Origin of the sequence: Pseudoalteromonas sp. PAR1 (assembly GCF_947311895.1) — a bacterium.
Classification (GTDB): Bacteria; Pseudomonadota; Gammaproteobacteria; order Enterobacterales; family Alteromonadaceae; genus Pseudoalteromonas; species Pseudoalteromonas lipolytica_C.
Genome location: NZ_CAMZMY010000009.1, coordinates 85,167 through 109,636 on the forward strand (window position 1 = coordinate 85,167; position 24,470 = coordinate 109,636).

The window sequence follows — 24,470 nt, forward strand, 5'->3', positions numbered from 1 at the left end:
GTAGTAACTATGTCGAATGATAAAGACTTTAAAGATCCGTTCAATGCAACTTATTTCATTGCGTTTTTAGCTGTATTCGGTGGCATTGGCTGTCTTAACGCTATTCTGGGTTGGATCACATCTTTATCTTAATCTGCGTAAGCAAATTTAAGACACTAGGCTGCACCATGCAGCCTTTTTTGTTGTAGTTAGGTGATTAATTTCGAAACTTGCTACCGACTTTCCACTAAGGTGATGTTATACTCTCGAGCTTTGTTAGATAAACTTTTTGAGCAGTATAATTATGACTCAAGCAACTTCAACGCTCATCAAACAGAGCATTGCAACGATCGCTGATTACCCAAAGCCGGGCATTATGTTCCGCGATGTAACAACTTTAATGGCTAACGCTGAGGCATTTAAAGCAACGATAGACAGCTTTATTGCGGCATATAAAGACCAAGGTTTTACTAAAATCATTGGTACTGAATCTCGAGGTTTTATTTTTGGTGCGCCACTTTCTTATGCTCTTGGTATTCCATTTATTCCAGTTCGTAAACCAGGCAAACTTCCTCGCGAAGTGATTTCACAAAACTACCAATTAGAATATGGTGAAGATACGCTTGAACTTCATACAGACGCTATCGTTTCTGGTGATAAAGTGTTATTAGTAGATGACTTACTTGCCACAGGTGGCACAATTGAAGCAACAGCAAAATTAGTTGCAAAACTGGGTGGTAATGCAACGGATGCCGCATTTGTTGTATCTTTACCTGAGCTTGGTGGTGAACAACGTGTTGCTGATATGGGCATCAAAATATTAAAGTTGGTTGAATTCGAAGGCGAATAATTAATGAGTTATCAGGTTCTAGCAAGGAAATGGCGACCACAAACCTTTCACGAGTTAGTGGGGCAGTCTCATGTTAAACAGGCATTGGTTAATGCATTAACACAAAATAGACTCCATCATGCCTATCTCTTTACTGGAACTCGTGGGGTGGGTAAAACAACCATCGCACGAATATTCGCAAAAAGCCTCAACTGCGATAAGGGTATCTCTGCTGAGCCGTGCGGCCAATGTTCAAGCTGTACTGACATTGAAGCTGGTCGTTATATTGATTTGTTAGAAATCGATGCGGCATCACGTACCAAAGTAGAAGATACCCGCGAAATCCTTGATAACGTTCAATACGCGCCAACACGTGGTCGTTACAAGGTATACCTAATCGACGAAGTTCACATGCTGTCAAAGCATAGTTTCAATGCATTACTAAAAACATTGGAAGAGCCACCAGAGCATGTGAAGTTTTTATTAGCGACAACCGATCCGCAAAAACTGCCCGTGACGATTTTATCGCGTTGCTTACAGTTTAATTTAAATGCTTTGTCGCAATCAGAAATTCATGATCAGCTTGCCCATGTTCTTAATCAAGAACAGCTAAGTTTTGATGATAAATCGCTGTCAATTTTAGCGAAAGCAGCTGATGGTAGTATGCGTGACGCACTGAGTCTTACAGACCAAGCAATTGCGCAAACCAATGGCAATATTAATCATCAAGCAGTGCAAACTATGCTTGGCTTAATGGATACCCAATATAGCCAAACCATGTTAGCAGCGTTACTGTGCCAAGATGGCGATGCATTACTTCAAGAAGTAAAAGCAGTGGTTAGCCGAAACCCTAACTTTGTAGCCTTGCTCGACGATTTAATTGCCCTGACGCACCTTATTCAGCTTGTGCAGCTCGTGCCTAGTGCTGCGGCACTTGATGAGACTAACCGTGAATTTATTGAGCAGGTGGCACAAACAACTGATGCACAGCAAATGCAGGTGTATTACCAGTTGTTATTAAATGGTAAAAAGGATTTGCAATGGGCACCCGATGCTAAACTTGGTTTTGAAATGATCATGTTGCGACTGCTCGCATTTCAACCAACGCAATTTGCACAAAGCCAAACACCCACGAATACCCAGCAGCAGGTTAAACCAAGTGGTGCCGGTGCACTACGTGATATTTTAAAAAAATCAACGGCGCAACGTGAGCAAGCAGCTTCAGAGCAAGCATCAGTAGCACAAAGTTCAGAGCATACAACTTCTGTGCCTTTAGAGCCTCAGCCAACACAAGCTGAACCTGTTGAAGCCGAGCCTATTCAAGCAGCCAAAGCAGAAACAGCACATAGCCATGAGCCTGCCCAGCAAGTTGAAGCAACAGCAGTAGAGCAGCCTAATGCTAATCAACAGCCTCAGCAATCCGCTCAGCCAGCTGAAACTGAAGTCAAACCAGCGCCACAACAGCAGAATAGCTCAGAGCACATTCCAGCAGCTGATTATTCTTCACCAGAGTACTCTACATCTGACTATTCTTCGCAAGACTATATGGATGAGTACGATGCACAAATGGATTCATCACTTGCTGCGCAATATGATGATGTGATGAATAGCGCTTATGATCAGGGCTTTAGCGCAAATGAAGCACCTGCGCCTCAGCAACAGCAAACTGCACCCGCACAATTGCAACAACAGCAAAGTCAGGCGCAATCGGCCATTGCTCGTATTTTACAAGACCGCAATATCTCAGGTGCTGGTCGCTTAAGTGGTGCGGCAACGCAAACGAATGTTAAAGCAGAACAACAGCCTGAAGCTAAGCCAACATTAGAACCGCCAGCGCAACAAAGCACAGCCACGACCAATACTCAGCCTCAGCAGCAAGCAATGGCTGCTGAAGTAAAAAAGCCCATCCCCCAGCAGACGGGGGAGAGCAGTAATAAAGTAAAAAAAGTCGATTTTCGAGAAAAGCATCAAACAATCACTGAAAACCTAGCGCCTGAATTGCTTGAGCAAATTAACCCGCAAAAAGCGCCAGAGCCAGTAGCTGAAGAAGCCAGTATTCCGGTTCCAGATGATTTTGAAAGCCCGATCAGCAGTATTAAATTTGCACACGAACAAGACGAGTGGGCGTATTTAATAAAGCGTATGGGACTTGGTGGCCGCATGCGCCAATTTGCGCTGCATTCGATCTTTACCAAGCAGAATAATCAGTTACACATTGAAGTTGACTCATCACAGCGCCATTTAGACAGTGCAGTGCTTAGACAAAAGCTCAATGCTGCATTAAGTGAAATTTATGGTCATAATGTAGAGCTTAGTATCGAGTTTGCTGATGGCGTAATTGATTCACCGTATTTGATTCAACAAAAAATTGATGCGGGTCGTCATCAACAAGCGATTGATGTAATAAATAGCGATGAAAATATAGTGCAATTTCAACAGTTATTTAGCGCTATAATCGATGAAAACAGTATTCAGGCATTGTAATTAGTTGCAATAGCCCTTATCTTCATGCCAATTAAAGTAGTTTAGAAAGAGAGACAGATATGTTTAAAGGTGGAATGGGTAACATGATGAAGCAAGCGCAGCAAATGCAAGAGCGTATGCAAAAAGCCCAAGAAGAAATCGCAAACCTTGAAGTTGTAGGTGAAGCAGGTGCAGGCCTAGTTAAAGTAACTATGCTTGGTAACCACAATGTACGTCGTGTTGAATTAGATGAAAGCCTAATGGAAGACGACAAAGACATGATCGAAGATTTACTAGCGGCAGCGTGTAACGATGCAGTACGTCGTGTTGCAGAAGAAACACAAGAGCGCATGAGTAAAGTAACTGGCGGTATGCAATTACCACCAGGTATGAAAATGCCATTCTAAGTGATCTTGTATGCAACTATCTCCTAGTTTAACACAACTAATTGAAGCGCTAAGATGCCAGCCGGGCATAGGCCCAAAGTCGGCACAGCGTATCGCTTTTCATTTGCTTGAGCGTGACCGTCAAGGTGGTAAGCAACTTGGCCATGCATTAACCAAAGCAATGGATGAAGTAGGGCATTGTCAATCTTGTCGCACTTTCACAGAGCAAGCTGTGTGCGATATTTGTTCAAGTGTTAAACGCCAAGATAGTGGTTTACTGTGTGTGGTTGAATCACCAACCGACGTACTCGCTATTGAGCAAACCGGTCAATATCAAGGGCTTTACTTTGTTTTAATGGGTCACTTGTCGCCAATTGATGGTATAGGACCAAAAGAAATTGGCCTTGATATCCTTGAAAGCAAGTTGCAACAAGGCGGTATTAATGAGGTGATCCTCGCAACCAATCCAAGTGTTGAAGGTGAAACCACTGCTCACTACATTGCTGAGCTTTGTCATAAGTATCAGGTAGGCGCATCTCGTATTGCGCACGGTGTCCCTGTTGGTGGTGAGCTTGACTTACTCGATGGTATGACGCTGATGCACGCATTTAGCGGACGACGCGCCGTAAATCAAAACTAATACCTGATATGGTATTAAAAGCCTGCTTTATGCAGGCTTTTTTGTAGTTAGCCCCCGAATTTACCCGCTAATTTAATTTTTTGCCTTGAAGTTCCAAAAGCCTGCCCCATATATGAGTCATAGTGCAGATTAGACACTTTGTTAATTGGAGATTTACACAATGACTGCAGCACAAAAAGAAACATTAGGCTTTCAAACAGAAGTCAAACAACTATTAAACCTGATGATTCATTCTCTTTATTCTAATAAAGAGATATTCCTACGTGAGCTGGTATCAAACGCGTCAGATGCGGCAGATAAATTACGTTTCCTAGCGCTTTCTAATGGCGATTTATACGAAAACGATGCAGATCTAAAAGTACGTATCAGTGCCGATAAAGAAGCAAACACGGTAACCATTACTGATAACGGTATTGGTATGAGCCGTGAAGATGTGATCAATTCACTGGGCACCATTGCAAAATCAGGCACCGCAGAATTTTTCCAAAACCTAACAGGCGACCAAAGCAAAGATTCACAATTGATTGGTCAATTTGGTGTTGGTTTTTACTCTGCATTTATCGTTGCAGATAAAGTAACCGTGCGTACTCGTAAAGCAGGTGAAAGCCAAGGTATTGAATGGCAATCTGCAGGTGAGGGCGAGTACACATTACAAGAGATTGACAAGCCAACACGCGGTACCGAAATCATTCTACACTTACGTGAAGATGAGAAAGAATTTGCTGATGAGTACCGTTTACGTAGCATCGTAACTAAATACTCAGACCATATTTCTATTCCAGTTGAAATGTATAAAGCAGAAGTACCTGAATCTGAAGGCCCTGATGGTGAGAAAATCCCAGCTCAGCCGGGAGAGTGGGAAGGTATTAACCGCGCAACTGCACTTTGGACTCGCGATAAGTCAGAAGTAACAGATGAAGAGTACAAAGAGTTTTATAAGCACATTGGTCATGACTGGGAAGAGCCACTAAGCTGGGCTCACAACAAGGTTGAAGGTAAAACTGAATACACAAGCTTGTTATACATCCCGAAAAAAGCACCATTCGATTTATGGAATCGTGACCGTCAAACTGGTTTAAAACTGTATGTGCAACGCGTTTTCATCATGGATGACGCAGAGCAGTTTATGCCAAGTTACTTACGTTTTGTGAAAGGTCTACTTGACTCAAACGACTTACCACTTAACGTGTCGCGTGAAATTTTACAAGATAACAAAGTAACGCAAGCGATCCGTAAAGGTTGTACATCACGCGTACTTAAAATGCTTGAGCGTATGGCGAAAAACCGTGAAGAAGATTACCAAACGTTCTGGAACGAGTTTGGCCAGGTGTTAAAAGAAGGTCCAGCTGAGGATATGGCAAATAAAGAAGCCATTGCTAAGCTACTGCGTTTCTCTTCTACACATACTGACGAAAGCACGCAAAATGTATCGCTTGAACAATACATCGAACGTATGAAGCCAGAGCAGGATAAGATCTACTATGTGGTTGCTGACTCATTTGCTGCAGCTAAAAACTCACCACACTTAGAAATCTTCCGTAAGAAAGGCATTGAAGTATTGCTATTAAGCGACCGTGTTGATGAGTGGATGATGAGCTACTTAACAGAGTTCAACGAAAAATCATTCCAGTCAATTACCCGTGGTGACTTAGATTTAGGCAACATGGATGACGAAGAAACCAAAAAAGCGCAAGAAGAGTCAGAAAAAGAAGTAGCTGGTCTAGTTGAACGTATTAAGTCAGCACTTGGCGACAGCGTGAAAGATGTGCGCTTTACGCACCGTCTAACTGATTCTCCAGCATGTGTTGTTGCCGATGAACACGATATGAGTTCACAAATGCAAAAGTTAATGGAATCTGTTGGTCAAACTGTGCCTGAGCAAAAGCCTATTTTTGAGCTTAACCCAGAGCATCAGCTTGTTAAACACTTAAACGTTGAGCAAGATGAAGACAAGTTCAGCCAGTGGTCACATGTCCTGCTTGACCAAGCATTATTAGCAGAGCGCGGTACTCTAAAAGACCCTGCTGGCTTTGTAACTCGCTTGAACAAGCTTATGCTAGATTTAAGCAAATAAGCGTTTTAGCGCAATGAGTTGGAAAAGGGAGCAGTGCTCCCTTTTTTATTGCTGCTAATATAGGCAATTGGTATAAGTTACTTGAGGTATAGCCTCAGTTGTGGAAGAATTCAGGCTCTAAGAACAAAACTCCACTGATCGACCATAATTTAAGATTAGTATCACACAGAGGACAATGATATGCGCATTATTCTTTTGGGCGCGCCGGGTGCAGGTAAAGGTACTCAAGCTCAGTTTTTGATGGACAAATACGGTATTCCACAAATTTCTACGGGCGATATGCTGCGTGCAGCAATCAAAGAAGGTACACCACTTGGTCTTGAAGCTAAAAAAGTAATGGATGCAGGTCAATTAGTATCTGATGAAATTATTATTGGTCTAGTTAAAGAGCGTATCGCTAAACCAGATTGCGAAAAAGGTTTCTTACTAGATGGTTTCCCGCGTACTATTCCTCAAGCTGATGCAATGAAAGAGAATGGTGTGGTGGTTGATCACGTTATTGAATTTGACGTTGCTGACGAAATTATCGTTGAGCGTATGGGCGGCCGTCGTGTACACCCAGGCTCTGGTCGTGTTTATCACGTAGTTTATAACCCACCTAAAGTTGATGGTAAAGATGACATCACAGGTGAAGACCTAATCATTCGTGATGACGATACTGAAGAAACAGTACGTAAGCGTTTAGGTATCTACCACGACCAAACTAAGCCATTAGTTGATTACTACCAAGCTGAAGCAAAAGCAGGCAACACTCAGTACCATAAACTAGACGGTACCCAAGCTGTTGAAGCTGTTAGCCAACAACTTGGTGAGCTATTAGGTTAATTAACCTTTTAGATTCATTAATAAAAAAAACCGCCTCAGGGCGGTTTTTTTGTATCTGTTTAACTGTCTTCTGATATTACAGTTTCTTCAATGCGGCAATAGCACCGTCGTAATCAGGCTCTTTTGAGAGGTTATCGACTAGTTGCTTGTAAACGATGTTATGTTCTTTATCGAGCACAAATACTGCACGAGTTAATAAGCCCATATCTTTGATAATTAAGCCGTAGTTCTTACCAAAGTCACGCCATACAGAATCAGATAAGGTGACGACTTTGTCGATATTTTCTGCTTTACAGAAACGTTTTTGTGCAAACGGTAAATCAGCACTTAATGTGAGCATAGCTATGTTCGGGTACTCAGCAGCTACTTTTTCATTAAAGTGTTTGGTTTGAATGCTACACACCCCCGTATCCAAGCTTGGTACAACGCTAAGTAAAACAGCTTGACCTTGATAATTGTCTAATGTGACAGGTGTAAAGCTATCATCTACTACTTTAAAATTAGGTGCTTTTTGACCGACTTCAACCCCTTGTCCTAGTAGGGTGACTGGCTTTGACTGAGCTGATACCTTACCAGCATCAAGACTATTTTCTGGTAAGTCATTTGCGTAACTAAACGTACAAACTGCACTGAGTGCAAAAATAAGTGGGCGTAACATAATATAATTCCTTCAAATTAACGCATTTTAGCTGAGTGTATTATACTCATCTAATTGCTCCAAGGTTTACTCTAATTTAAAATTGTAAAAAACGAGCAGTTTGATTAACATGTGTCCGTGCCGCTATCTTTTATGAATTAAAATAAGAATAAAGTTAGCACTCTTAAGGATGGCTAGTAAAAAAGTGTGGGTTTAGAGAGAGTATATGTCAACATCGGTATTAGTTTGTGATGATTCAAAGTTAGCTCGTCGGCAATTAGCGCGCTCTTTACCCGATGATTGGGATATTAAAATTGAGTTTGCTGAAGACGGTGTGCACTGTATTGAGCAAATCAAAAAAATTCAGCCTGAAATACTATTTCTTGATTTAAATATGCCTGAAATGGATGGCTATGAAGTACTTCAAGCCATTCAAGACCAAGATCTTCATGTGCTTACTGTGGTTGTTTCAGGTGATATCCAACCTAATGCTCATCAACGTGTGCTTGAGTTAGGCGCCATTGATTTTATTCAAAAACCTTGCTCTGCAGAAAAGCTTGCTAATATCATTGAACATCATGGTATTAAAGACAAAGCCATGCGTGAGCGTCTATCACACCGGCTGGGCGAACAAGTTGACCCCGATGTACGTGATATCTATCAAGAGCTTACCAATGTTGCAATGGGACAAGCAGGGGACTTGCTTGCACGCTTACTGAATGTGTTTGTAAAGTTGCCTATCCCGAATGTTAATATCCTAGAAGTTAATGAACTAGACATGGCACTGCGTTCTATTGATGCCAATGCGACTACCTCTGGAGTTTGCCAAGGCTTTATAGGCGGCGGTGTTTCTGGTGAAGCTTTGCTGCTGTTAAATGACTCAAGCTTTAAAGAAATTGCGTCACTCATGAATTACGAAGGTGAGCTTAACAACAAGATTGAGCTTGAGTTGCTAATGGATGTGAGCAATATTCTGATCGGGGCTATTTTAAGTGGTCTTTCAAAGCAGCTTGATATGCGCTTTAGTCAAGGGCACCCTGTGGTTCTGGGTCAACATTGTGATGTGTCTGATTTGGTAAAGGCTAATAAATCTCGCTGGCAACGAACGCTGGCGATTGAGATCAGCTATGGCATCGAAAATCATAATATTAATTGTGATTTAATGCTGCTATTTACTGAGGATTCGCTCAAAACCTTAAAATACAAAGTCGCTTATTTACTAGAAGATTAAACTATGCCTGCATCTGATTTTAATATGAATGAACTCCATTGGTTAATGGATATGTTTAATACTGTTGATGTAGGTCTTGTGGTGCTTGATAGAGACTACAAAGTCTGCATTTGGAATGGGTTTATGGAAAACCATTCAGGCTTGTTACCAAGTGCCGTGAAAGACAAAGATTTGTTTGATTTGTTTCCATCAATAGACGAAAAATGGTTCCGTAGCAAATCAGAGTCAGTGTTCATTTTAAATAATCGCTCTTTTACTATCTGGGAGCAGCAGCCTTATATTTTCCGCTTCAAAAATTACCGCCCAATTACTGGTAAAGCGGATCATATGTATCAAAATGCCACCTTTATTCCTTTAACCACGACCACTGGTGAAGTGTCTCATATCTGTATCATTATTTATGATGTAACCGATGAAGCGGTAAATAAAAAAGAGCTAGAAGAAGCCAATAGTAAGCTTGAGCAAATGAGTCGAACTGATGCCCTTACAAAATTAACGAATAGGGGATATTGGGAAGAAAAACTGCGTAAAGAGTATATGCGTATCGTACGCAGTGGCGGCTGCAGTACCTTATTAATGTTTGACATTGACCACTTTAAAAAGGTCAATGATGAACACGGTCACCGTGGCGGTGATGAAGCGCTGCGTCACATTGCTGATTTACTTAGAAAAACATTACGTGAAACTGATTTGGCAGGTCGCTATGGTGGCGAAGAGTTTGCAGTAACTTTACTGGATACTGATCTCGATGGTGCGCATATTTTTGCTGAACGTCTGCGTTCAATGATTGAGAACTCGTCAATTTATTTTGGTGAAAAACAAATTCAGTTAACCGTCAGTATTGGTTTTGCTTGTTTTGACGAAAAGTTCGATCGTTATGAAAAGTGGGTTGAAGCTGCAGATAAAGCTTTATATCACTCTAAAGAAAACGGCCGTAATAAAGTTACAGCGTATTCAGATTTATAACTTAGCGGAAAGGGCGAAACTTCGCCCTTTTTTACACTCCAATTGGTGGTAATACGAGAATATCTGTTTTTAACAGTTTCATGACCTTTTCAGCGGTATTACCGATTAAATGCCCTTTTATGCCTGTGTTACCCACTGACCCCATAATTACTAAATCAGCATTAAGTTTTGCGGCGACACTAGGTATAACTTGTTCAACCACCCCAGCTTTAATTTTGAGTTGCTCTTTTAAATTATGAGCTTCAATTAGTGCACGTTGCGCAACCGGTAGTTTTTCATAAGCGTTAGTTACCTGCTCATCAGAAAAAACAATCCCTAAATCTCGCAAGAAAGGCGACACATGGACAGTATAGCAGGCAAAAAATTCGCTCTGATAATCCTTTGCGAAGGCAAGGCCGGTTTTTATAATTGCTTCATTTAAACAGTATTTTGTGGCTTTCTCGCTGCCTAAATCGAGAGCGGCGAGTACATTGGTATTGTTACGCCACTTGTTGTCAGCAGCTAGGTAAAGAGGCAGCGGGCTAAATCGAATAAGCTGCCAGTCAAGCTCGCTAAATTGCGTTTGTTCATCAATATGGCGAGTTTTAATTACCATCTCATAGTCTGAGGTGGTCACTTCGTTAGCCAGCCACTGCACGGGGCTCTCGTGCCACAGTGTTTGTAATGTGTAACTACCGACTTCTAAATAGTCATTAATTAGCGGACTTAATGAGGTACGCAGTTTCGCTAACTCTTTATCTTGAATAGCCAAAGCTTCATCTGGCGGAAGAGAAAATAAAATGCTACTGGTGTCTTCATAGCTAAAAGCAACAATATCAATATGCTTAACCCCTTTAGCTTTTTGTTTAGCGTGTAATAACGACGTTTTTGCATCGTCGACAGAATCGATGATAACCAGTAACTTTTTATTCATTCGGTTCACTCTGTAGTGTGTCGGGCATCACTTTTTGGGCATTCACCCAGTAGTGACACTTCCCCTGTTGAAGACTCTTGTTCCAGTTTTACCTTAAAGCCCCATAACCTGTAAAGGTGTTTTAATACTTCATCTTTTGAGTTTGCTAAGGGGATATTGTTATGTGGCACATAGCGTAAGGTCAAAGAGCGGTCACCTCTAACATCAACATCGTAAACTTGAATATTGGGTTCGTGGTTACTTAAATTGTATTGCGCTGACAAACTTTCACGTACTTGGTGATAACCCATTTCATCATGAATTGCACCCACATTTAGGGTGGGTTCTTTTTCATGGTCAATAATAGTAAATAACTTAAAATCGCGGATAATTTTTGGCGATAAGAACTGGCTTATAAAGCTCTCGTCTTTAAAGTTTTGCATTGCAAAGTGCAGCGTTTCTAACCAATCACTGCCGGCATACTCCGGAAACCATCTTTTATCTTCCTCGGTCGGGTTTTCACAAATACGACGAATATCAACCATCATGTTAAAACCAAGGGCGTAAGGATTAATCCCTGAATAATAATTGCTGTTGTAAGGCGGTTGGTACACAACATTGGTGTGGCTTTGTAAGAACTCGAGCATAAAGGAATCAGTGAGCTTACCTTCATCATACAGATGGTTCAAAATGGTGTAATGCCAAAACGTAGCCCAGCCCTCATTCATCACTTGAGTTTGTTTTTGTGGGTAAAAATATTGCGAAATTTTACGCACAATACGAATTATTTCTCGTTGCCATGACTCAAGTAGCGGGGCATTTTTTTCGATGAAGTACAAAATATTTTCTTGTGGCTCTTCTGGAAAACGACGCTCACGTTTTTTCGACTCTTGCTGCGAAGTAGGGATTGTGCGCCACAACTCGTTAACTTGTGATTGTAGGTAGTCCTCACGTTCTTGTTGGCGTTTTTGTTCTTCAAAAAGTGAAATACGTTGCGGGCGCTTGTAGCGGTCGACACCATAATTCATTAACGCATGGCATGAATCAATCAGGTTTTCGACCTCATTAATGCCGTATTTCTCTTCGCACTTAGCAATATAATTTTTGGCAAATAATAAGTAATCGATAATTGAGCTGGCATCAGTCCAGGTTTTGAATAAGTAATTGCCTTTAAAAAATGAGTTGTGACCATAGCAGGCGTGTGCCATTACCAAGGCTTGCATTGGCAGTGTGTTTTCTTCCATTAAATAGGCAATACACGGGTCTGAGTTAATAACAATCTCATAAGCAAGACCCATTTGCCCACGTTTATAGTTTTGCTCAGTTTGAATGAATTTTTTACCATACGACCAGTGGCTGTAGCCAATTGGCATACCCACACTCGAATAGGCATCCATCATTTGTTCTGCAGTGATCACCTCAATTTGATTCGGGTAGGTATCGAGTTTATAAATTTTCGCGACCCGTTCAATCTCAGTTTGATACTCTGCTAATAAATCAAATGTCCAATCAGGACCGTCGCTAATACGTTTATCGGCCATACTTTACCTCACTCGCAAGGCTATGCGGCGCCTTGCTGCTGACGATTCTTTTTAAATAATTCACGGAAAATAGGGTAAATGTCCTCAACGCCACGAATGTGTTGCATGGCAAAATTGTCGTGGGTTTGCACTATTGATTGATACTCTCGCCATAAGCTTTGGTGAGCACGGGCTGTGATTTCAATATACGCATAGTAGCGTACTGCTTTTAGAAGCTTGTTACGTAAAATTTCTCCACAATTTGGTGAGTCATCTGCCCAGTTGTCGCCATCAGACGCTTGCGCTGCGTATATATTCCACTCTTCAGGGTTATAGCGTTCAGCGATGATTTCGTTCATCAGTTTTAATGCGCTAGAGACGATGGTGCCACCCGTTTCTTGAGAATAGAAAAACTCTTGCTCATCGACTTCTTTCGCTTGGGTATGATGGCGAATATAGACAACCTCTATATTTTTGTAGCTACGGGTTAAAAATTGATAAAGCAAAATATAAAAGCGTTTTGCCATGTCTTTAGTCGCTTGATCCATCGAGCCGGACACATCCATTAAGCAAAACATCACAGCTTTGCTTGTGGGGTGTGGTCGTTTTTCATAATTACGAAAACGTAAATCGTAGTTATCGATAAATGGCACTGCTTTAATGCGACTTTGCAGCTCCTCAATTTGGCGTTCAAGCAAAGCGATAGCCGCTTTATCTGGCTGATCTTCGGCTTTTAAAAGCGCTAACTGACCTTCAAGTTCAGCAAGATGGCGCTTTTTGCCAGCAGTCATTGCAACTCTTCGCGCAAGTGAGCCCTGTAAAGAGCGCACAATATCAATGTTGCTTGGCATGCCATCGTTACAAAAACCGGCTCGATGGGTTTTCATTTGCACCAGTTTATCGAGCTGGTTTTGTTGCAGGTTAGGCAGCTCTAAGTCTTCAAACAATAAGTCTAAGTATTCATCTTTTGAAATAGAGAACACAAAGTCGTCTTGTCCTTCACCCGAATCACTGGCTTCCCCCTCGCCAGAGCCACCACCTTGACCGCCTCCTTGCGGGCGCTTAATTTTGTCGCCCGTAGAGAATTGATCATTGCCTGGATGGATCTGTTCACGGTCACCACCACGTCCTTGATGGAAAATAGGCTCACTGATATCACGTTGCGGAATAGAAATACTCTCACCGCTGGTGGTATCGGTTACGCTACGCTTATTAATGGCATCAGATACCGCTTCTTTAATCTGTTTTTTGTAACGCCTGATGAACCGTTGACGATTCAAGGTACTTTTGTTTTTTCCATTCAGGCGTCGGTCAATAAAATGCGCCATAACAACCCCCTTAAAACAAACGTTTTTTACTGCGATTTTCTAACGCGTAAATACCATTCAGAAAGTAAACGTACTTGTTTTTGGGTATAGCCTTTCTCAACCATACGATTGACAAAGTCTTCGTGTTTTTTCTGATCTTCAGCTGATGTTTTCGCATTGAACGAAATAACCGGCAGGAGATCTTCTGTATTTGAGAACATTTTCTTCTCAATAACCGTGCGAAGTTTTTCGTAGCTAGTCCAAAGCGGATTCTTGCCTTGATTGTGTGCGCGTGCACGCAGTACGAAATTGACTATTTCATTGCGGAAATCTTTAGGGTTTGAAATTCCCGCAGGTTTTTCAATCTTTTCAAGCTCTGCGTTAAGTGCTGCACGGTCAAATAGCTGGCCGGTATCTGGGTCACGGTATTCTTGATCTTGGATCCAAAAATCAGCATAGGTGACATAACGGTCAAAGATGTTTTGCCCGTATTCTGAGTAAGATTCTAAATAGGCCGTTTGTAACTCTTTACCAATAAACTCCACGTATTGAGGAATGAGGTAGCCTTTTAAGTGACTTAAGTAACGCTCTTCAACATCGGCTGAAAACTGCTCACGCTCAATTTGTTGCTCAAGAACATAGAATAAGTGCACTGGGTTGGCCGCCACTTCAGTGGTATCGAAGTTAAACACTCGCGATAGAATTTTAAACGCAAAGCGGGTAGAGAGCCCGGTCATGCCTTCATCAACACCCGCGTAGTCGCGGTACTCTTGATACGACTTCGCTTTCGGGTCGGTGTCTTTTAAGCTTTCGCCGTCATACACCCGCATTTTTGAATAAATGCTTGAGTTTTCTGGCTCTTTCATGCGTGAAAGGGTGGTAAATTGCGCCAGTGTTTTTAATGTACCTGGTGCACAAGGGGCGTCATGTAACTCACTATTTTCGAGTAGTTTATTGTAAATTTTAACCTCTTCAGAAACACGTAAACAATAAGGTACTTTGACGATGTAAACACGGTCTAAAAATGCTTCATTGTTTTTATTGTTCTTGAATGTTTGCCACTCAGATTCATTAGAGTGAGCCAGAATCATACCATTAAACGGTAGGGCGCTAATGCCTTCTGTGCCGTTGTAGTTACCTTCTTGCGTTGCTGTAAGTAGTGGGTGTAGCACCTTGATTGGTGCTTTAAACATTTCTACAAACTCCATCAAGCCTTGGTTTGCTAAACAAAGTGCACCGGAGTAGGCATACGCATCTGGGTCGTTTTGTGCAAAGTGCTCAAGCTGGCGAATATCGACTTTACCGACTAACGCTGAAATGTCTTGGTTGTTTTCATCGCCGGGCTCAGTTTTAGCAATCGCGACTTGATTTAAAATAGATGGGTAGCGCTTAACCACTCTAAATTGGCTAATGTCACCATTAAATTCACTTAAGCGTTTTGCAGCCCACGGTGACATCACCGTTTTTAAATAACGCGGTTTAATGCCATATTCTTTCTCTAAAAGCTCGGCGTCTTCATTTGGATCAAATAAGGCTAAAGGGTGGTCGTTAACAGGCGAGCCTTTAATTGAATAAATAGGTACTTGTTGCATTAAGTATTTTAGTTTTTCAGCAATTGATGATTTACCTCCCCCTACAGGGCCAAGTAAATACAGTACTTGCTTACATTCTTCTAAGCCTTGCGCAGCATGTTTTAGATAAGAGACGATTTGCTCTATGGCATCTTCCATACCATAAAAATCGTGAAATGCCGGGTAGCGTGCAACTACACGATTTGAAAACAGCCTGCTTAAGCGCGCATCGGTTGATGTGTCGATAATTTCAGGTTCGCCAATAGCCATCAATAACCGTTCAGGTGCGCTGGCATAAGCTGATTTATCCTTCTTACAGATCTCGAGAAATTCCTCAATACTGTATTCTTCTTCTTGCGCTGCTTCGTATCGTGATTGGTAATGCTCAAAAATACTCATAGAGACCTCCGAAAACCCGCTAAAATGACGTGTAATTAGATTAAGAGAAAAGCAAAGGTTAATTAAAGCTTAGTCACGATTTTGAATTTTTGCGCAAGAAAATTAAGAATTTAATTGAAAAAAGCTCATCCTGATTAGGCTTTTTGGGTGAGTGGTTGGCTGCGGGTCAGAAGGGGCGTGCAAAGGGCAATAAAAAAGACGCCGAAGCGTCTTTTTTGATTACTGTTAGTAACAGAAGATTAAGCGAAGTTAGCGTTCGCGAAGTCCCAGTTAACTAATGCCCAGAAACCTTTTAGGTAATCAGGACGTACGTTACGGTAATCGATGTAGTAAGCGTGTTCCCACAGATCCACAGTTAGGATTGGAGTAACACCTTCATCAGTTAATGGCGTTGCAGCATTTGACGTGTTTACGATATCAAGTGTGCCATCAGCTAGTTTAACTAACCAAGTCCAGCTTGAACCGAAGTTGTTTACTGCTTTGTCGTTTAACGCTTCTTTGAATGCGTCGAAAGAACCCCATTTAGCGTTGATCGCGTCAGCGATTGCGCCTGTAGGCTCGCCACCACCGTTTGGAGATAGGCTGTTCCAGTAGAAAGTGTGGTTCCAGATTTGTGCAGCATTGTTAAATACGCCACCTTCTGAAGAACATACGATTTCTTCTAAAGATTTGTTTTCGAATTCTGTGCCTGGGATCAGACCGTTTAATTTCACAACGTAAGTGTTGTGGTGTTTACCGTGGTGAAACTCTAGAGTCTCTTTTGAAATATGTGGCTCTAATGCATCGATTGCGTATGGTAGTGACGGTAGTTCAAATGCCATTTTTTATCTCCATCTTCTTGGTTGATAGTCCACTCAGTTATAGGTAATAGCAAGGTAAACAGCGTACTTCCCTATACCAAGTGGTATTATAGTGTTACTATAATTGTTGAGTATTTTACTCAAGTTTTAGCAAACAGCAATGCTATTGCTAAAGACTATTTTAAATTGTGGCTACGAATGCCGATTTAAGTTATATATCTGAGGCCACTGTGAAACTTTTTCAAGGCCAATGTAGTAAGCTAATGTCTTTTTTGAGGTTGTAAATGGAAACCATCGATAAAATTAAACAGCAAATTTCTGAAAATCCAATCCTTCTTTACATGAAAGGATCACCAAAGTTACCTAACTGTGGTTTTTCTTCACAAGCATCACAAGCACTTATGGCATGTGGTGAGCAGTTTGCTTACGTTGACATTCTACTTAACCCAGATATCCGTGCAGAGTTACCTGCATACGCAAACTGGCCAACATTCCCACAATTATGGGTAGAAGGCGAGCTTATCGGTGGTTGTGACATTATCATCGAAATGTTTCAACGTGGTGAATTACAGCCACTAATCACTGAAACAGCTGCAAAGTACAAAGAAAAAGACGCTGAATAATTATATTTAGTGTAGAAAGAAGCCGCTGATTGCGGCTTTTTTTATATCAAACTTATCAAGCTGGCAGCAAAACATGCACGCTTAAACCACCTTGCTCGCGGTTATGTAAGCTAATTTGCCCGTGGTGTGCTTCAACTATTTCTCTGCAAAGTGCTAACCCTAGGCCGCTGCCTGTTGCTTTGGTTGAATAAAAGGGGATAAGCGCATTGGCCATTACAGCCTCACTCATGCCTTTGCCTTTATCACTCACCGTAATGTGTGTGCCACTTGCTTCTTGTTGCACAGTTAAGCTGACATCTTCGGGATTTGAACCCGATTCATAGGCATTTTTTAATAAGTTTATAAGTAATTGTTCGAGCTGTGTGTGATCAGCGTCAGTTGTCACTCGCTGATCAAGTGATACCTCGACTTGCCACTGACTTTTTAATTGCTCAATCAGCGTCGGCCAGTTAATCGTTGATAGTTGAGGGGGTGGGTAACTTGGCAAATTTACCATAGCCTTGTACAAACTCATTAAGGTGTTTTATGCGGTCTTCAATGGTGGTAAATACCCGTTTTAAGCGTGGTTCATCGACTTCTTTCGTTAATAGTTGCGCGCTATGAAGCATCGACGACATTGGCCCTAAAGAGTTGTTAAGCTCATGGCTAATGATACGAATAACTTTTTTCCATACCTCTACTTCTTGGCGGCTTAGCTCGCGAGTCAGCTGTTTAAAAACATACAGTTGATGAAACTGATTATTAAGCAATAATCGGCCTGTTGCCATATGCCAAGTTTGTGATTCTTGATCTGCTTTGTCGAGGGTAAATAAACCATCAACGCCTTTGTGAATCGCGCGGGTTAATTGCTCGCAGCTTGAATCTAATAAGTTTTCAAGCTTTGCGCCTTCAAGGGCTGATTTAGCATCAAGTAAGCTGCGGGCACTGTGGTTGCTATAAACAATAAAGCCTTGGTCGTTAGTCAAAAGCACAGCTTGTGGGGAGCTTTGCAGTACTTTGTCGAGCATTAGCTCACGCTGATAAATCCATTGCTTTTCTTGGCGAAGCTGTTTTGCGGTTTGGTTATAAAGCCGGCATAAATCACCTAGCTCATCACTGCCATCATAGGCTAATAATGTAGCCAGCTCACCATCTTTAAAATTAAGCAGCCCGGTTTCGAGCGAGTTCATGCCATCAATAAGCGGGGTTGATAATTGCGCGGCAAAAAATCCGCTGATCAAGGTGCAAGCGAGTAGGGCTAATAGGCTGTAAAGCAAGCTTATGCCCGCAAAATAACAAACCAATATAAGCGGCAATGCAGAAGCAGCAATACACAAAGTTATGATTTTATATCGAAACGAAAAACGCATTAGTATTCAATCTTAAATTTATCAAGCCTGCGATAAAGCGCTTGGCGGCTTAAGCCAAAATGGCGAGCCACTTTAGCAATCACACCTTTGTATTCGCGCATGGCAAGTTCAATCTCTTGTTTGTTAGGCTCTGCTCTTGTTTGTGATGGGCTGTTTGTTTCAACTTGTAAGCCAAAATCAGCAAGCTCAATCACCCCTGTGGGTTTTAAAACGCCAGCGCGTTTACAGGCATTTTCAAGCTCACGAACATTCCCCGGCCAACTATGGGCGAGCAGGGCTTTTTCTGTACTTAACGACAGGGTGCGCTCAGGTAAAAAGTGTGCGACCAAAGCTAAAATATCATCAGGGCGATGAGCTAGGCTTGGTAAATTTAACTCAATCACATTTAAGCGGTAGTAAAGGTCTTCACGAAATTGACCTGTTTTAATTGCATGGCTTAAATCTTCATTGGTTGCTGAAATGACCCTAACATTCACTTTACGCGTTTGTGTTGACCCTAAGCGCTCAAATTCACCGGTTTGTAAAATGCGTAATAGCTTCATTTGCCCAGAAAGTGGCAAGTTACCAATTTCGTCTAGAAATAGGGTGCCACCATCGGCCGCTTCAAAACGACCAATGCGCTGTTTGGTAATGCCTGTATAGGCGCCAGCTTCTGCACCAAATAACTCAGCCTCAATAAGCTCGTTAGGCAGAGCGCCGGCATTAACAGTGATAAAGGGTTTATCTGCTAATAAAGAATTGGCCTGAATTATGTGTGCAATGCGTTCTTTACCGCTGCCGTTAGGGCCTGTGATCAGCACCGAAATATCCGATTTAGCAACTTGAATCGCAAGATTAACAATGTGCTCCATAGCGGTACTTTTATATATCAAACCCACTAAATTTGCTTGTTGCACAGATGCGTCACGTTCTTGCTGGTGGCGGGTAAAGGTTTCGTTTTGCTGTTTTGCTTTACCCAGCTCGATTAGGTTATTTACACAGGTAAGTAGCTTGGCATCGTCCCATGGTTTTGGTAAATAATCAGCAGCCCTTGCTTTGACAAGTTCAACGGCAGTAGAAAGCTCTGTCCATGCGGTGATCAAAATAATCGGTAGGTGAGGATTTATATCTCGTAAGGCATAAAAAAGTTCTTTGCCTTCTTCGCCTGAGGTGGTGTCGGCGGTGAAGTTCATGTCTTGAATAACAAGCGCTATGCGTTGGTATTGTACGGCCTGAATTGCCTCAAACGGGTTACTTGCTGTAACAACATCAAAACCGTGAATTTCGAGTAATAACGACAATGCATCCAAAATGGCTGGGTTATCGTCGACGATCAGTATTTTTTCCATATTATTGTTTTAGTTATTTTCCTAATAAGGGTGCAAGATGAATGCTACACTGTTAATCCAGTGTAGCATAGGTTGGGAGAACTAAATTGTTCGAGTTGCAATGCTCGGTGAGATATTCGCAGCCCGTTTTGCAGGGGCAAGTACCGCTAATAAACTCATAGCGAACACTGCCAGCGCAGTTGCAAGCACGTAGCTAATATCAAGCTGAGCAATTGAAAAGTGCTGCATCAGTAATTGCCCTAAATACACGGCAGCAATCACACCAATCACTAAACCAACTATACATATCATGGCGTTTTCAACTAAGAAGTAACTGATGATGGCAGATTTTCTGGCGCCTAAAGCGCGGCGAGTGCCTATTTGTTTAGTACGCTTGCTAATATTGAACAGCGTTAGGCCGAAAATACCCAGAGCTGTCACCAACACTAAAATAGTAATAAGTACAATCAGCATGCGCATCATTAATGTGTCTTCAGCCATGTATGACTCTTTATCGTCATCTAAACCACGAATGCGAGAGATAACGCGTTTGTTGTAGTTTTTTAGCATGGCTTCTTCAACACGGTTCATGACTGATTGACGTTGACCAGGCTCTGTTCTAACTACAAAGCGTGCATTTGTTCCAGGCTTAATAAAAGGCAGCAGTGCTACGTTATCTGGACGGCTGTCTTTAAGCCATGGGCCTTTCATTAGTTCGACAACACCAATTATTTTCATTGGAATGTCACCAAAGTAGACTGTTTGGCCTAAACCATTGCCGTCAGGGAACAGCTCATAGAGTAGGGTTTTAGTGACAACGGTTACTTTTGAAAGCTCATCATAGTTATCGGTTACGATCACTTCGTCTTCGGTGTAGTTACGCCCAGCAATGAGTTTTACACCATAAGTATTAATGCCATGCTCATCGATAAACATGTAAGAGCTACGCGCTGATTTACTCTCTTCAGGTGCTGGCTTTAAACTAAAATCTGACGAAGAGCCACTGCCCGAAAGCGGTGTGTTACTCGAATAAGCAGCATCAACTACACCAGGTATTTGACGAAGCATGGCTTCATCAAGCTCATATTGCTGAGATGGCGACACATCTTTGCCAAACATCATGACATTAAAAACGAAAATGTCTTGTTCAGGGTAGCCAGTCTCTTGGCTTAAATAGCTAATTCTGTCTTGAATAATAAACGCTGCGTTACTGACAATCGCAGTGGTGATGGCAATTTGGATCAGTAATAAAATAGCGCCAACTTTTGAGCGACATAAGGCGTGAAAGATAGGTTTAATTTCTAACATGGGTGTCTTCCTTATTGGCTCTTAAGATAAATAGCAGGGTTGGTTTTACATACCAGCCAAGCAGGGTACAGACCCGCTATCACACAGGTGCTAATTGCAATCACCGGTGCGCTGAGTAGCATGGTTAAATCCATAGTGGCTAAGCTTTGGTAGTAGCTATAGCTTTGACGTACGCCTAATAAGCCCACTTGCGCCAAAATAATTCCGAAGATGCCACCTAAGAAACCTAACATCGCGACCTCAACAATATGTTGAAAGAATATTTGGCGTTTGCTGGCACCTAATGCACGGCGCACACCGACTTCCGGAGCGCGGCGTAAAAATTTCGCTAGTAATAAACCTAAAATATTGGCAAGGCATACTGCTAAAAACATAAAGCTCAGGCCAACCAGAATTTCGTTGTCTTCGCTAACGACATTGTTGTACTGCATCCACTCATTTACATCGCGTAAGGTGGCGGTTAATTTTTCGCGGTTAAAACGACCTAGCTTTTGTTGCTCTTGCATATAGGCCATTAAAAAGTCTTGGTAAGCTTGTTTTTCTGCAGGTGTTTTTAGTTCAACCCAAAATTGTAACCACACCATTTCAGAATTGAGCTTATCGTTAAAGGTATTGGTTTTTTCGTGCTTCCAACCATTGGTATTACCCCAGTTTTCAAGCTGGCGTGCTTTCATTAGGCTAAATGGTAAAAATAGTTGCTCGGTCTTATTAAATGCACCGTTGTTGAGATCATAATATTTGGTGGTGATATCCCAATCATCAATCACGCCAATAACTTCGTAGCTGGCATCATCAAGGTACACCATTTTGCCGACAGGGTTTTCACCTGCGAATAGCTTGTCGTTTAATTCTTTATTGATCACCACAACAGGGGCTGCATCGGCTTCTTGTTGCGCGCTCCAAACCCCACCATAAATAAATGATAGGTTAAACATATCGAAAAAATCAGGCGTGGTTAGGCGTGCTTGTCCAATAAATGGTTTAACTTTATCTGAGTCTAAATAAACCGAAAAACCCGTTCTAACCATAGTGACACGCTTGCCACCTGCTTTGGCCTGGTTAAGGTTGACTGCATCTTGATAGGTTAATTGCAGTGGCATGTTATCGATTGTCCACCACGTACGGCCTTCATCCATGGTTTGTAACTGCACAGAGTAAAGATCGCTACTTTTTTCAGGAATAGGGTCTGCCGACATCATGTGATACACAGATAAACTTGTCATGGTTACGCCAATACCAATGGCAATAGCCAGCACCATTAAAAAGCTTACTAGTGGCGTGCGCTTAAAGCTGCGCCAGCTTAAATCTAAATAATGAAGGAACATGGTTACACTCCAGCCGCTTTAAGGTTTTGGGTGCCTTGATACAAAGTGAAGTCAGCGAGTTGGCCATCAACAACTTGGATATTACGAGGTGCTCTGCGGGCAAGCTCTGGATCATGGGTTACCATGATGATGGTTGCGCCATCACGGTTGATTTGCTCAAGCAGCTCCATTACCTGACGCGCCATTAGGCTGTCTAAATTACCAGTTGGCTCATCGGCGAGTAAAAAGCGTGGTTCACCTGCAAGGGCTCTGGCAATAGCGACACGTTGCTGTTGACCACCAGAAAGTTGTTGCGGTAAGTGTTTAGCGCGTGAGGCTAAACCAACTTGCTCAAGGCATTGTTCAATTCGGCGTTTACGCTCAGCAGCTCTGATACCGCGATAACGCAGTGGTACTTCAATATTTTCATACAAGTTCAAATCTGGAATAAGGTTGAAGCCTTGGAAAATAAAACCAATTTTTTGATTACGGAGATCTGCGCGCTGGTTGTCATTTAATTTACCCACATCAATACCGTCTAGCATGTATTGGCCTTCGCTAAACGGCTCCAACATACCGGCGATGTTTAAAAAGGTGGTTTTACCTGAGCCACTCGGGCCCGTTACGGCAATAAATTCACCTTCTTCTACTTGTAGGTTGAAGTCGCGAAGGGCGTGCGTTTGTACCATATCTGTTTGATACACTTTGCTGATGTTGTTCATTGTAAGCATGTTGATTATTCCTTTTATTTGTTAGCGTAAAACCAATGTGGGTGCTTTTTTAAAGCGATCGTAATTCGAGATAATTAACTTATCGCCAGGCTCTACGCCTTCGATAATCTCGATAGCATTGATACTGCTTGCACCGGTTTTTATATCGATTAAATAAGCCATGTCACCGTCAACTTTATAAGCATGGGTGCCACCTTGTTGTAAGAATGCGCCGCGTTTTACCTGCAATACATTGTCGCGATTCTCTAATAAAATACGTGCGGTTAAGCGTTGGTTTTGGCGAATGCCAGAAATCTCATTGTCAAAGCGTACGCGTGTAGTGACCTCGCGATTATTCACTTCAGGCGAAATAGCCGATAGAGTGCCTGTTACATGACGTGCGCCTAAAGTAAGTTCTACTTGCATACCAAGACCTAGCTCGTTGGCGTAGCTTTCTGGTACTTGCAGTTCTGCTTCAAAGTTACTTAAATCGACTAATGTCATTAACGGTTGGCTTTGTGTTACCGCCTCTTTTTGTTGCACTAATAAGTTACCCACAATGCCGCTTACGCTGGCGGTAATGGTGAGTTCATTTACTTGCCTTAGCAAGTCATCAACAATCAATTGCTGACGCGCCAGATCGCGCTCTGCTGCTTTTAGCTCAAATGCGAGGGTATCTTTTGCTAAGCTGACTTCTTGCTCGGCGTGCTTATATGAAAGCTTGGCACGAGCTAAATCATCAACGGCTTTTTCTAAATCTATTTGGCTAATTAAATGTTTTTCGATTGAGATTTTAGCTCGGCGGTTTTCTCTATCTGCGGCATTGAGTTCAACTTGCGCTAAATCTAGTGCTTTAGTCAGGCTCAACTTTTGCCTGCGCGCTTCAAGTTGCTTGCGTTGTAATTCGCCTTCTAATCGCGCTAATACTGATTGTTGCTGTTTTAATTCGTTGGTTAGCTCAGGGCTGGTAACGGTTGCAATCACTTCATTTACTTCAACGCTATCACCGGCTTTTACTTTTAAATCGACAAAGCCACGTTCAGGGCTGTAAACCTTTGGCGCATTAGCTGCAACGATTTTACCGCTCGCTGCCACATCTCTGGTGAGCGTCTTTTGGCTCACTTCACTAATTTGTAGGCTCGCTGCATCAACCGAAATGCTGCCATCGTTACTGGCAAACAAAGCTTGAAAGCCAAGCGCACCAACAAGTATTACACCCGCTGCTAACATAAGTGGTTTTTTAATGCTGTTTTTCTTTGCCACACTAATATCTTGGGCGCTGGTATCCTTAATCATCATAACTCCTTACGATTCTCAAAACACACAATCATGAAGCCAACGGCAAGCATG

Annotated in this window: 21 protein-coding genes and 1 pseudogene; 10 read left to right on the forward strand and 12 right to left on the reverse strand. The window is 42.1% G+C overall.

What is annotated here, in order from left to right; genetic code table 11:
* Positions 1 to 9 precede the first annotated feature (9 nt).
* The 7 genes from QL229_RS09490 (at position 10) to adk (ending at position 7,196) form a co-directional block, all read left to right on the forward strand.
* On the forward strand, positions 10 to 132 hold the full coding sequence (locus QL229_RS09490; protein WP_254907726.1) for a hypothetical protein: 123 nt from the start codon (positions 10 to 12) through the stop codon (positions 130 to 132).
* Positions 133 to 283: 151 nt separating this feature from the next.
* Positions 284 to 829, forward strand: a complete 546-nt coding sequence (gene apt, locus QL229_RS09495; protein WP_135924222.1) for an adenine phosphoribosyltransferase — start codon at positions 284 to 286, stop codon at positions 827 to 829.
* 3 nt (positions 830 to 832) lie between these two features.
* Positions 833 to 3,292, forward strand: a complete 2,460-nt coding sequence (dnaX, locus tag QL229_RS09500; protein WP_281546804.1) for a DNA polymerase III subunit gamma/tau — start codon at positions 833 to 835, stop codon at positions 3,290 to 3,292.
* A gap of 59 nt (positions 3,293 to 3,351) precedes the next feature.
* Positions 3,352 to 3,678, forward strand: coding sequence for a YbaB/EbfC family nucleoid-associated protein (locus tag QL229_RS09505; RefSeq protein ID WP_036967566.1), 327 nt, complete (start codon positions 3,352 to 3,354; stop codon positions 3,676 to 3,678).
* 10 nt (positions 3,679 to 3,688) lie between these two features.
* Positions 3,689 to 4,297 carry a recombination mediator RecR gene (gene recR / locus QL229_RS09510; protein ID WP_054551546.1) on the forward strand — a complete coding sequence of 203 codons (609 nt, stop codon included), beginning with the start codon at positions 3,689 to 3,691 and terminating at the stop codon, positions 4,295 to 4,297.
* Positions 4,298 to 4,457: 160 nt separating this feature from the next.
* Positions 4,458 to 6,371, forward strand: a complete 1,914-nt coding sequence (htpG, locus tag QL229_RS09515) for a molecular chaperone HtpG (protein ID WP_199525745.1) — start codon at positions 4,458 to 4,460, stop codon at positions 6,369 to 6,371.
* Between the two features lie 180 nt (positions 6,372 to 6,551).
* Positions 6,552 to 7,196: an adenylate kinase gene (gene adk, locus QL229_RS09520; RefSeq protein ID WP_036967590.1), complete on the forward strand. Its 645-nt coding sequence runs from the start codon at positions 6,552 to 6,554 to the stop codon at positions 7,194 to 7,196.
* A gap of 76 nt (positions 7,197 to 7,272) precedes the next feature.
* On the opposite strand, the gene tpx is transcribed toward adk, so the two are convergent.
* A complete protein-coding gene (gene tpx, locus QL229_RS09525) occupies positions 7,273 to 7,854 on the reverse strand; it encodes a thiol peroxidase (protein ID WP_135924225.1) in 582 nt (193 codons plus the stop codon).
* A gap of 205 nt (positions 7,855 to 8,059) precedes the next feature.
* Between tpx and QL229_RS09530 the strand changes: the two genes are divergently transcribed.
* Positions 8,060 to 9,064 carry a response regulator gene (locus QL229_RS09530; protein ID WP_135924226.1) on the forward strand — a complete coding sequence of 335 codons (1,005 nt, stop codon included), beginning with the start codon at positions 8,060 to 8,062 and terminating at the stop codon, positions 9,062 to 9,064.
* A gap of 3 nt (positions 9,065 to 9,067) precedes the next feature.
* Positions 9,068 to 10,030 carry a diguanylate cyclase gene (locus tag QL229_RS09535; RefSeq protein WP_135924227.1) on the forward strand — a complete coding sequence of 321 codons (963 nt, stop codon included), beginning with the start codon at positions 9,068 to 9,070 and terminating at the stop codon, positions 10,028 to 10,030.
* A gap of 31 nt (positions 10,031 to 10,061) precedes the next feature.
* Here the strand turns inward: QL229_RS09535 and QL229_RS09540 are convergent, their stop codons facing one another.
* The 5 genes from QL229_RS09540 to QL229_RS09560 all read right to left on the reverse strand — a co-directional run bounded on the left by QL229_RS09540 (position 10,062) and on the right by QL229_RS09560 (position 16,540).
* Positions 10,062 to 10,943, reverse strand: a complete 882-nt coding sequence (locus QL229_RS09540) for a universal stress protein (RefSeq protein ID WP_135924228.1) — start codon at positions 10,941 to 10,943, stop codon at positions 10,062 to 10,064.
* 5 nt (positions 10,944 to 10,948) lie between these two features.
* Entirely contained in the window at positions 10,949 to 12,463 is a 1,515-nt protein-coding gene (locus QL229_RS09545; RefSeq protein ID WP_138557917.1) for a SpoVR family protein, read from the reverse strand.
* A 20-nt stretch (positions 12,464 to 12,483) separates the two neighbouring features.
* Complete coding sequence (locus QL229_RS09550) at positions 12,484 to 13,770, reverse strand: YeaH/YhbH family protein (protein ID WP_138557916.1); 1,287 nt, start codon at positions 13,768 to 13,770, stop codon at positions 12,484 to 12,486.
* A 26-nt stretch (positions 13,771 to 13,796) separates the two neighbouring features.
* Positions 13,797 to 15,719 (reverse strand): PrkA family serine protein kinase, encoded by a 1,923-nt coding sequence (locus QL229_RS09555; protein WP_135924231.1) that lies wholly within the window; start codon positions 15,717 to 15,719, stop codon positions 13,797 to 13,799.
* A gap of 239 nt (positions 15,720 to 15,958) precedes the next feature.
* Positions 15,959 to 16,540: a Fe-Mn family superoxide dismutase gene (locus QL229_RS09560; protein ID WP_054551537.1), complete on the reverse strand. Its 582-nt coding sequence runs from the start codon at positions 16,538 to 16,540 to the stop codon at positions 15,959 to 15,961.
* A gap of 263 nt (positions 16,541 to 16,803) precedes the next feature.
* On the opposite strand from QL229_RS09560, the gene QL229_RS09565 reads away from it, so the two are divergent.
* Positions 16,804 to 17,142: a Grx4 family monothiol glutaredoxin gene (locus tag QL229_RS09565; protein ID WP_054551536.1), complete on the forward strand. Its 339-nt coding sequence runs from the start codon at positions 16,804 to 16,806 to the stop codon at positions 17,140 to 17,142.
* A gap of 55 nt (positions 17,143 to 17,197) precedes the next feature.
* Here QL229_RS09565 and QL229_RS09570 read toward each other — a convergent pair.
* The 6 genes and pseudogenes from QL229_RS09570 to QL229_RS09595 all read right to left on the reverse strand — a co-directional run bounded on the left by QL229_RS09570 (position 17,198) and on the right by QL229_RS09595 (position 24,416).
* Positions 17,198 to 18,491 (reverse strand): annotated as a pseudogene (locus QL229_RS09570) (ATP-binding protein).
* Positions 18,491 to 19,819: a sigma-54 dependent transcriptional regulator gene (locus QL229_RS09575; RefSeq protein WP_281546805.1), complete on the reverse strand. Its 1,329-nt coding sequence runs from the start codon at positions 19,817 to 19,819 to the stop codon at positions 18,491 to 18,493. The pseudogene QL229_RS09570 and the gene QL229_RS09575 overlap by 1 nt, the downstream one beginning before the upstream one ends.
* An 81-nt stretch (positions 19,820 to 19,900) precedes the next feature.
* Positions 19,901 to 21,106 carry an FtsX-like permease family protein gene (locus QL229_RS09580; protein WP_138557913.1) on the reverse strand — a complete coding sequence of 402 codons (1,206 nt, stop codon included), beginning with the start codon at positions 21,104 to 21,106 and terminating at the stop codon, positions 19,901 to 19,903.
* A gap of 11 nt (positions 21,107 to 21,117) precedes the next feature.
* Positions 21,118 to 22,431 (reverse strand): ABC transporter permease, encoded by a 1,314-nt coding sequence (locus tag QL229_RS09585; RefSeq protein ID WP_138557912.1) that lies wholly within the window; start codon positions 22,429 to 22,431, stop codon positions 21,118 to 21,120.
* Between the two features lie 2 nt (positions 22,432 to 22,433).
* Positions 22,434 to 23,141 (reverse strand): ABC transporter ATP-binding protein, encoded by a 708-nt coding sequence (locus tag QL229_RS09590; protein ID WP_135924236.1) that lies wholly within the window; start codon positions 23,139 to 23,141, stop codon positions 22,434 to 22,436.
* Positions 23,142 to 23,162: 21 nt separating this feature from the next.
* Complete coding sequence (locus tag QL229_RS09595; RefSeq protein ID WP_281546806.1) at positions 23,163 to 24,416, reverse strand: efflux RND transporter periplasmic adaptor subunit; 1,254 nt, start codon at positions 24,414 to 24,416, stop codon at positions 23,163 to 23,165.
* Between the last annotated feature and the right edge of the window lie 54 nt (positions 24,417 to 24,470).

Bases quoted from the DNA above. Each gene is read 5' to 3' on its own strand.
- QL229_RS09490 (WP_254907726.1), top strand. From the start codon at position 10: ATGTCGAATGATAAAGACTTTAAAGATCCGTTCAATGCAACTTATTTC.
- apt (WP_135924222.1), top strand. From the start codon at position 284: ATGACTCAAGCAACTTCAACGCTCATCAAACAGAGCATTGCAACGATC.
- dnaX (WP_281546804.1), top strand. From the start codon at position 833: ATGAGTTATCAGGTTCTAGCAAGGAAATGGCGACCACAAACCTTTCAC.
- QL229_RS09505 (WP_036967566.1), top strand. From the start codon at position 3,352: ATGTTTAAAGGTGGAATGGGTAACATGATGAAGCAAGCGCAGCAAATG.
- recR (WP_054551546.1), top strand. From the start codon at position 3,689: ATGCAACTATCTCCTAGTTTAACACAACTAATTGAAGCGCTAAGATGC.
- htpG (WP_199525745.1), top strand. From the start codon at position 4,458: ATGACTGCAGCACAAAAAGAAACATTAGGCTTTCAAACAGAAGTCAAA.
- adk (WP_036967590.1), top strand. From the start codon at position 6,552: ATGCGCATTATTCTTTTGGGCGCGCCGGGTGCAGGTAAAGGTACTCAA.
- tpx (WP_135924225.1), bottom strand. From the start codon at position 7,854: ATGTTACGCCCACTTATTTTTGCACTCAGTGCAGTTTGTACGTTTAGT.
- QL229_RS09530 (WP_135924226.1), top strand. From the start codon at position 8,060: ATGTCAACATCGGTATTAGTTTGTGATGATTCAAAGTTAGCTCGTCGG.
- QL229_RS09535 (WP_135924227.1), top strand. From the start codon at position 9,068: ATGCCTGCATCTGATTTTAATATGAATGAACTCCATTGGTTAATGGAT.
- QL229_RS09540 (WP_135924228.1), bottom strand. From the start codon at position 10,943: ATGAATAAAAAGTTACTGGTTATCATCGATTCTGTCGACGATGCAAAA.
- QL229_RS09545 (WP_138557917.1), bottom strand. From the start codon at position 12,463: ATGGCCGATAAACGTATTAGCGACGGTCCTGATTGGACATTTGATTTA.
- QL229_RS09550 (WP_138557916.1), bottom strand. From the start codon at position 13,770: ATGGCGCATTTTATTGACCGACGCCTGAATGGAAAAAACAAAAGTACC.
- QL229_RS09555 (WP_135924231.1), bottom strand. From the start codon at position 15,719: ATGAGTATTTTTGAGCATTACCAATCACGATACGAAGCAGCGCAAGAA.
- QL229_RS09560 (WP_054551537.1), bottom strand. From the start codon at position 16,540: ATGGCATTTGAACTACCGTCACTACCATACGCAATCGATGCATTAGAG.
- QL229_RS09565 (WP_054551536.1), top strand. From the start codon at position 16,804: ATGGAAACCATCGATAAAATTAAACAGCAAATTTCTGAAAATCCAATC.
- QL229_RS09575 (WP_281546805.1), bottom strand. From the start codon at position 19,819: ATGGAAAAAATACTGATCGTCGACGATAACCCAGCCATTTTGGATGCA.
- QL229_RS09580 (WP_138557913.1), bottom strand. From the start codon at position 21,106: ATGTTAGAAATTAAACCTATCTTTCACGCCTTATGTCGCTCAAAAGTT.
- QL229_RS09585 (WP_138557912.1), bottom strand. From the start codon at position 22,431: ATGTTCCTTCATTATTTAGATTTAAGCTGGCGCAGCTTTAAGCGCACG.
- QL229_RS09590 (WP_135924236.1), bottom strand. From the start codon at position 23,141: ATGCTTACAATGAACAACATCAGCAAAGTGTATCAAACAGATATGGTA.
- QL229_RS09595 (WP_281546806.1), bottom strand. From the start codon at position 24,416: ATGATTAAGGATACCAGCGCCCAAGATATTAGTGTGGCAAAGAAAAAC.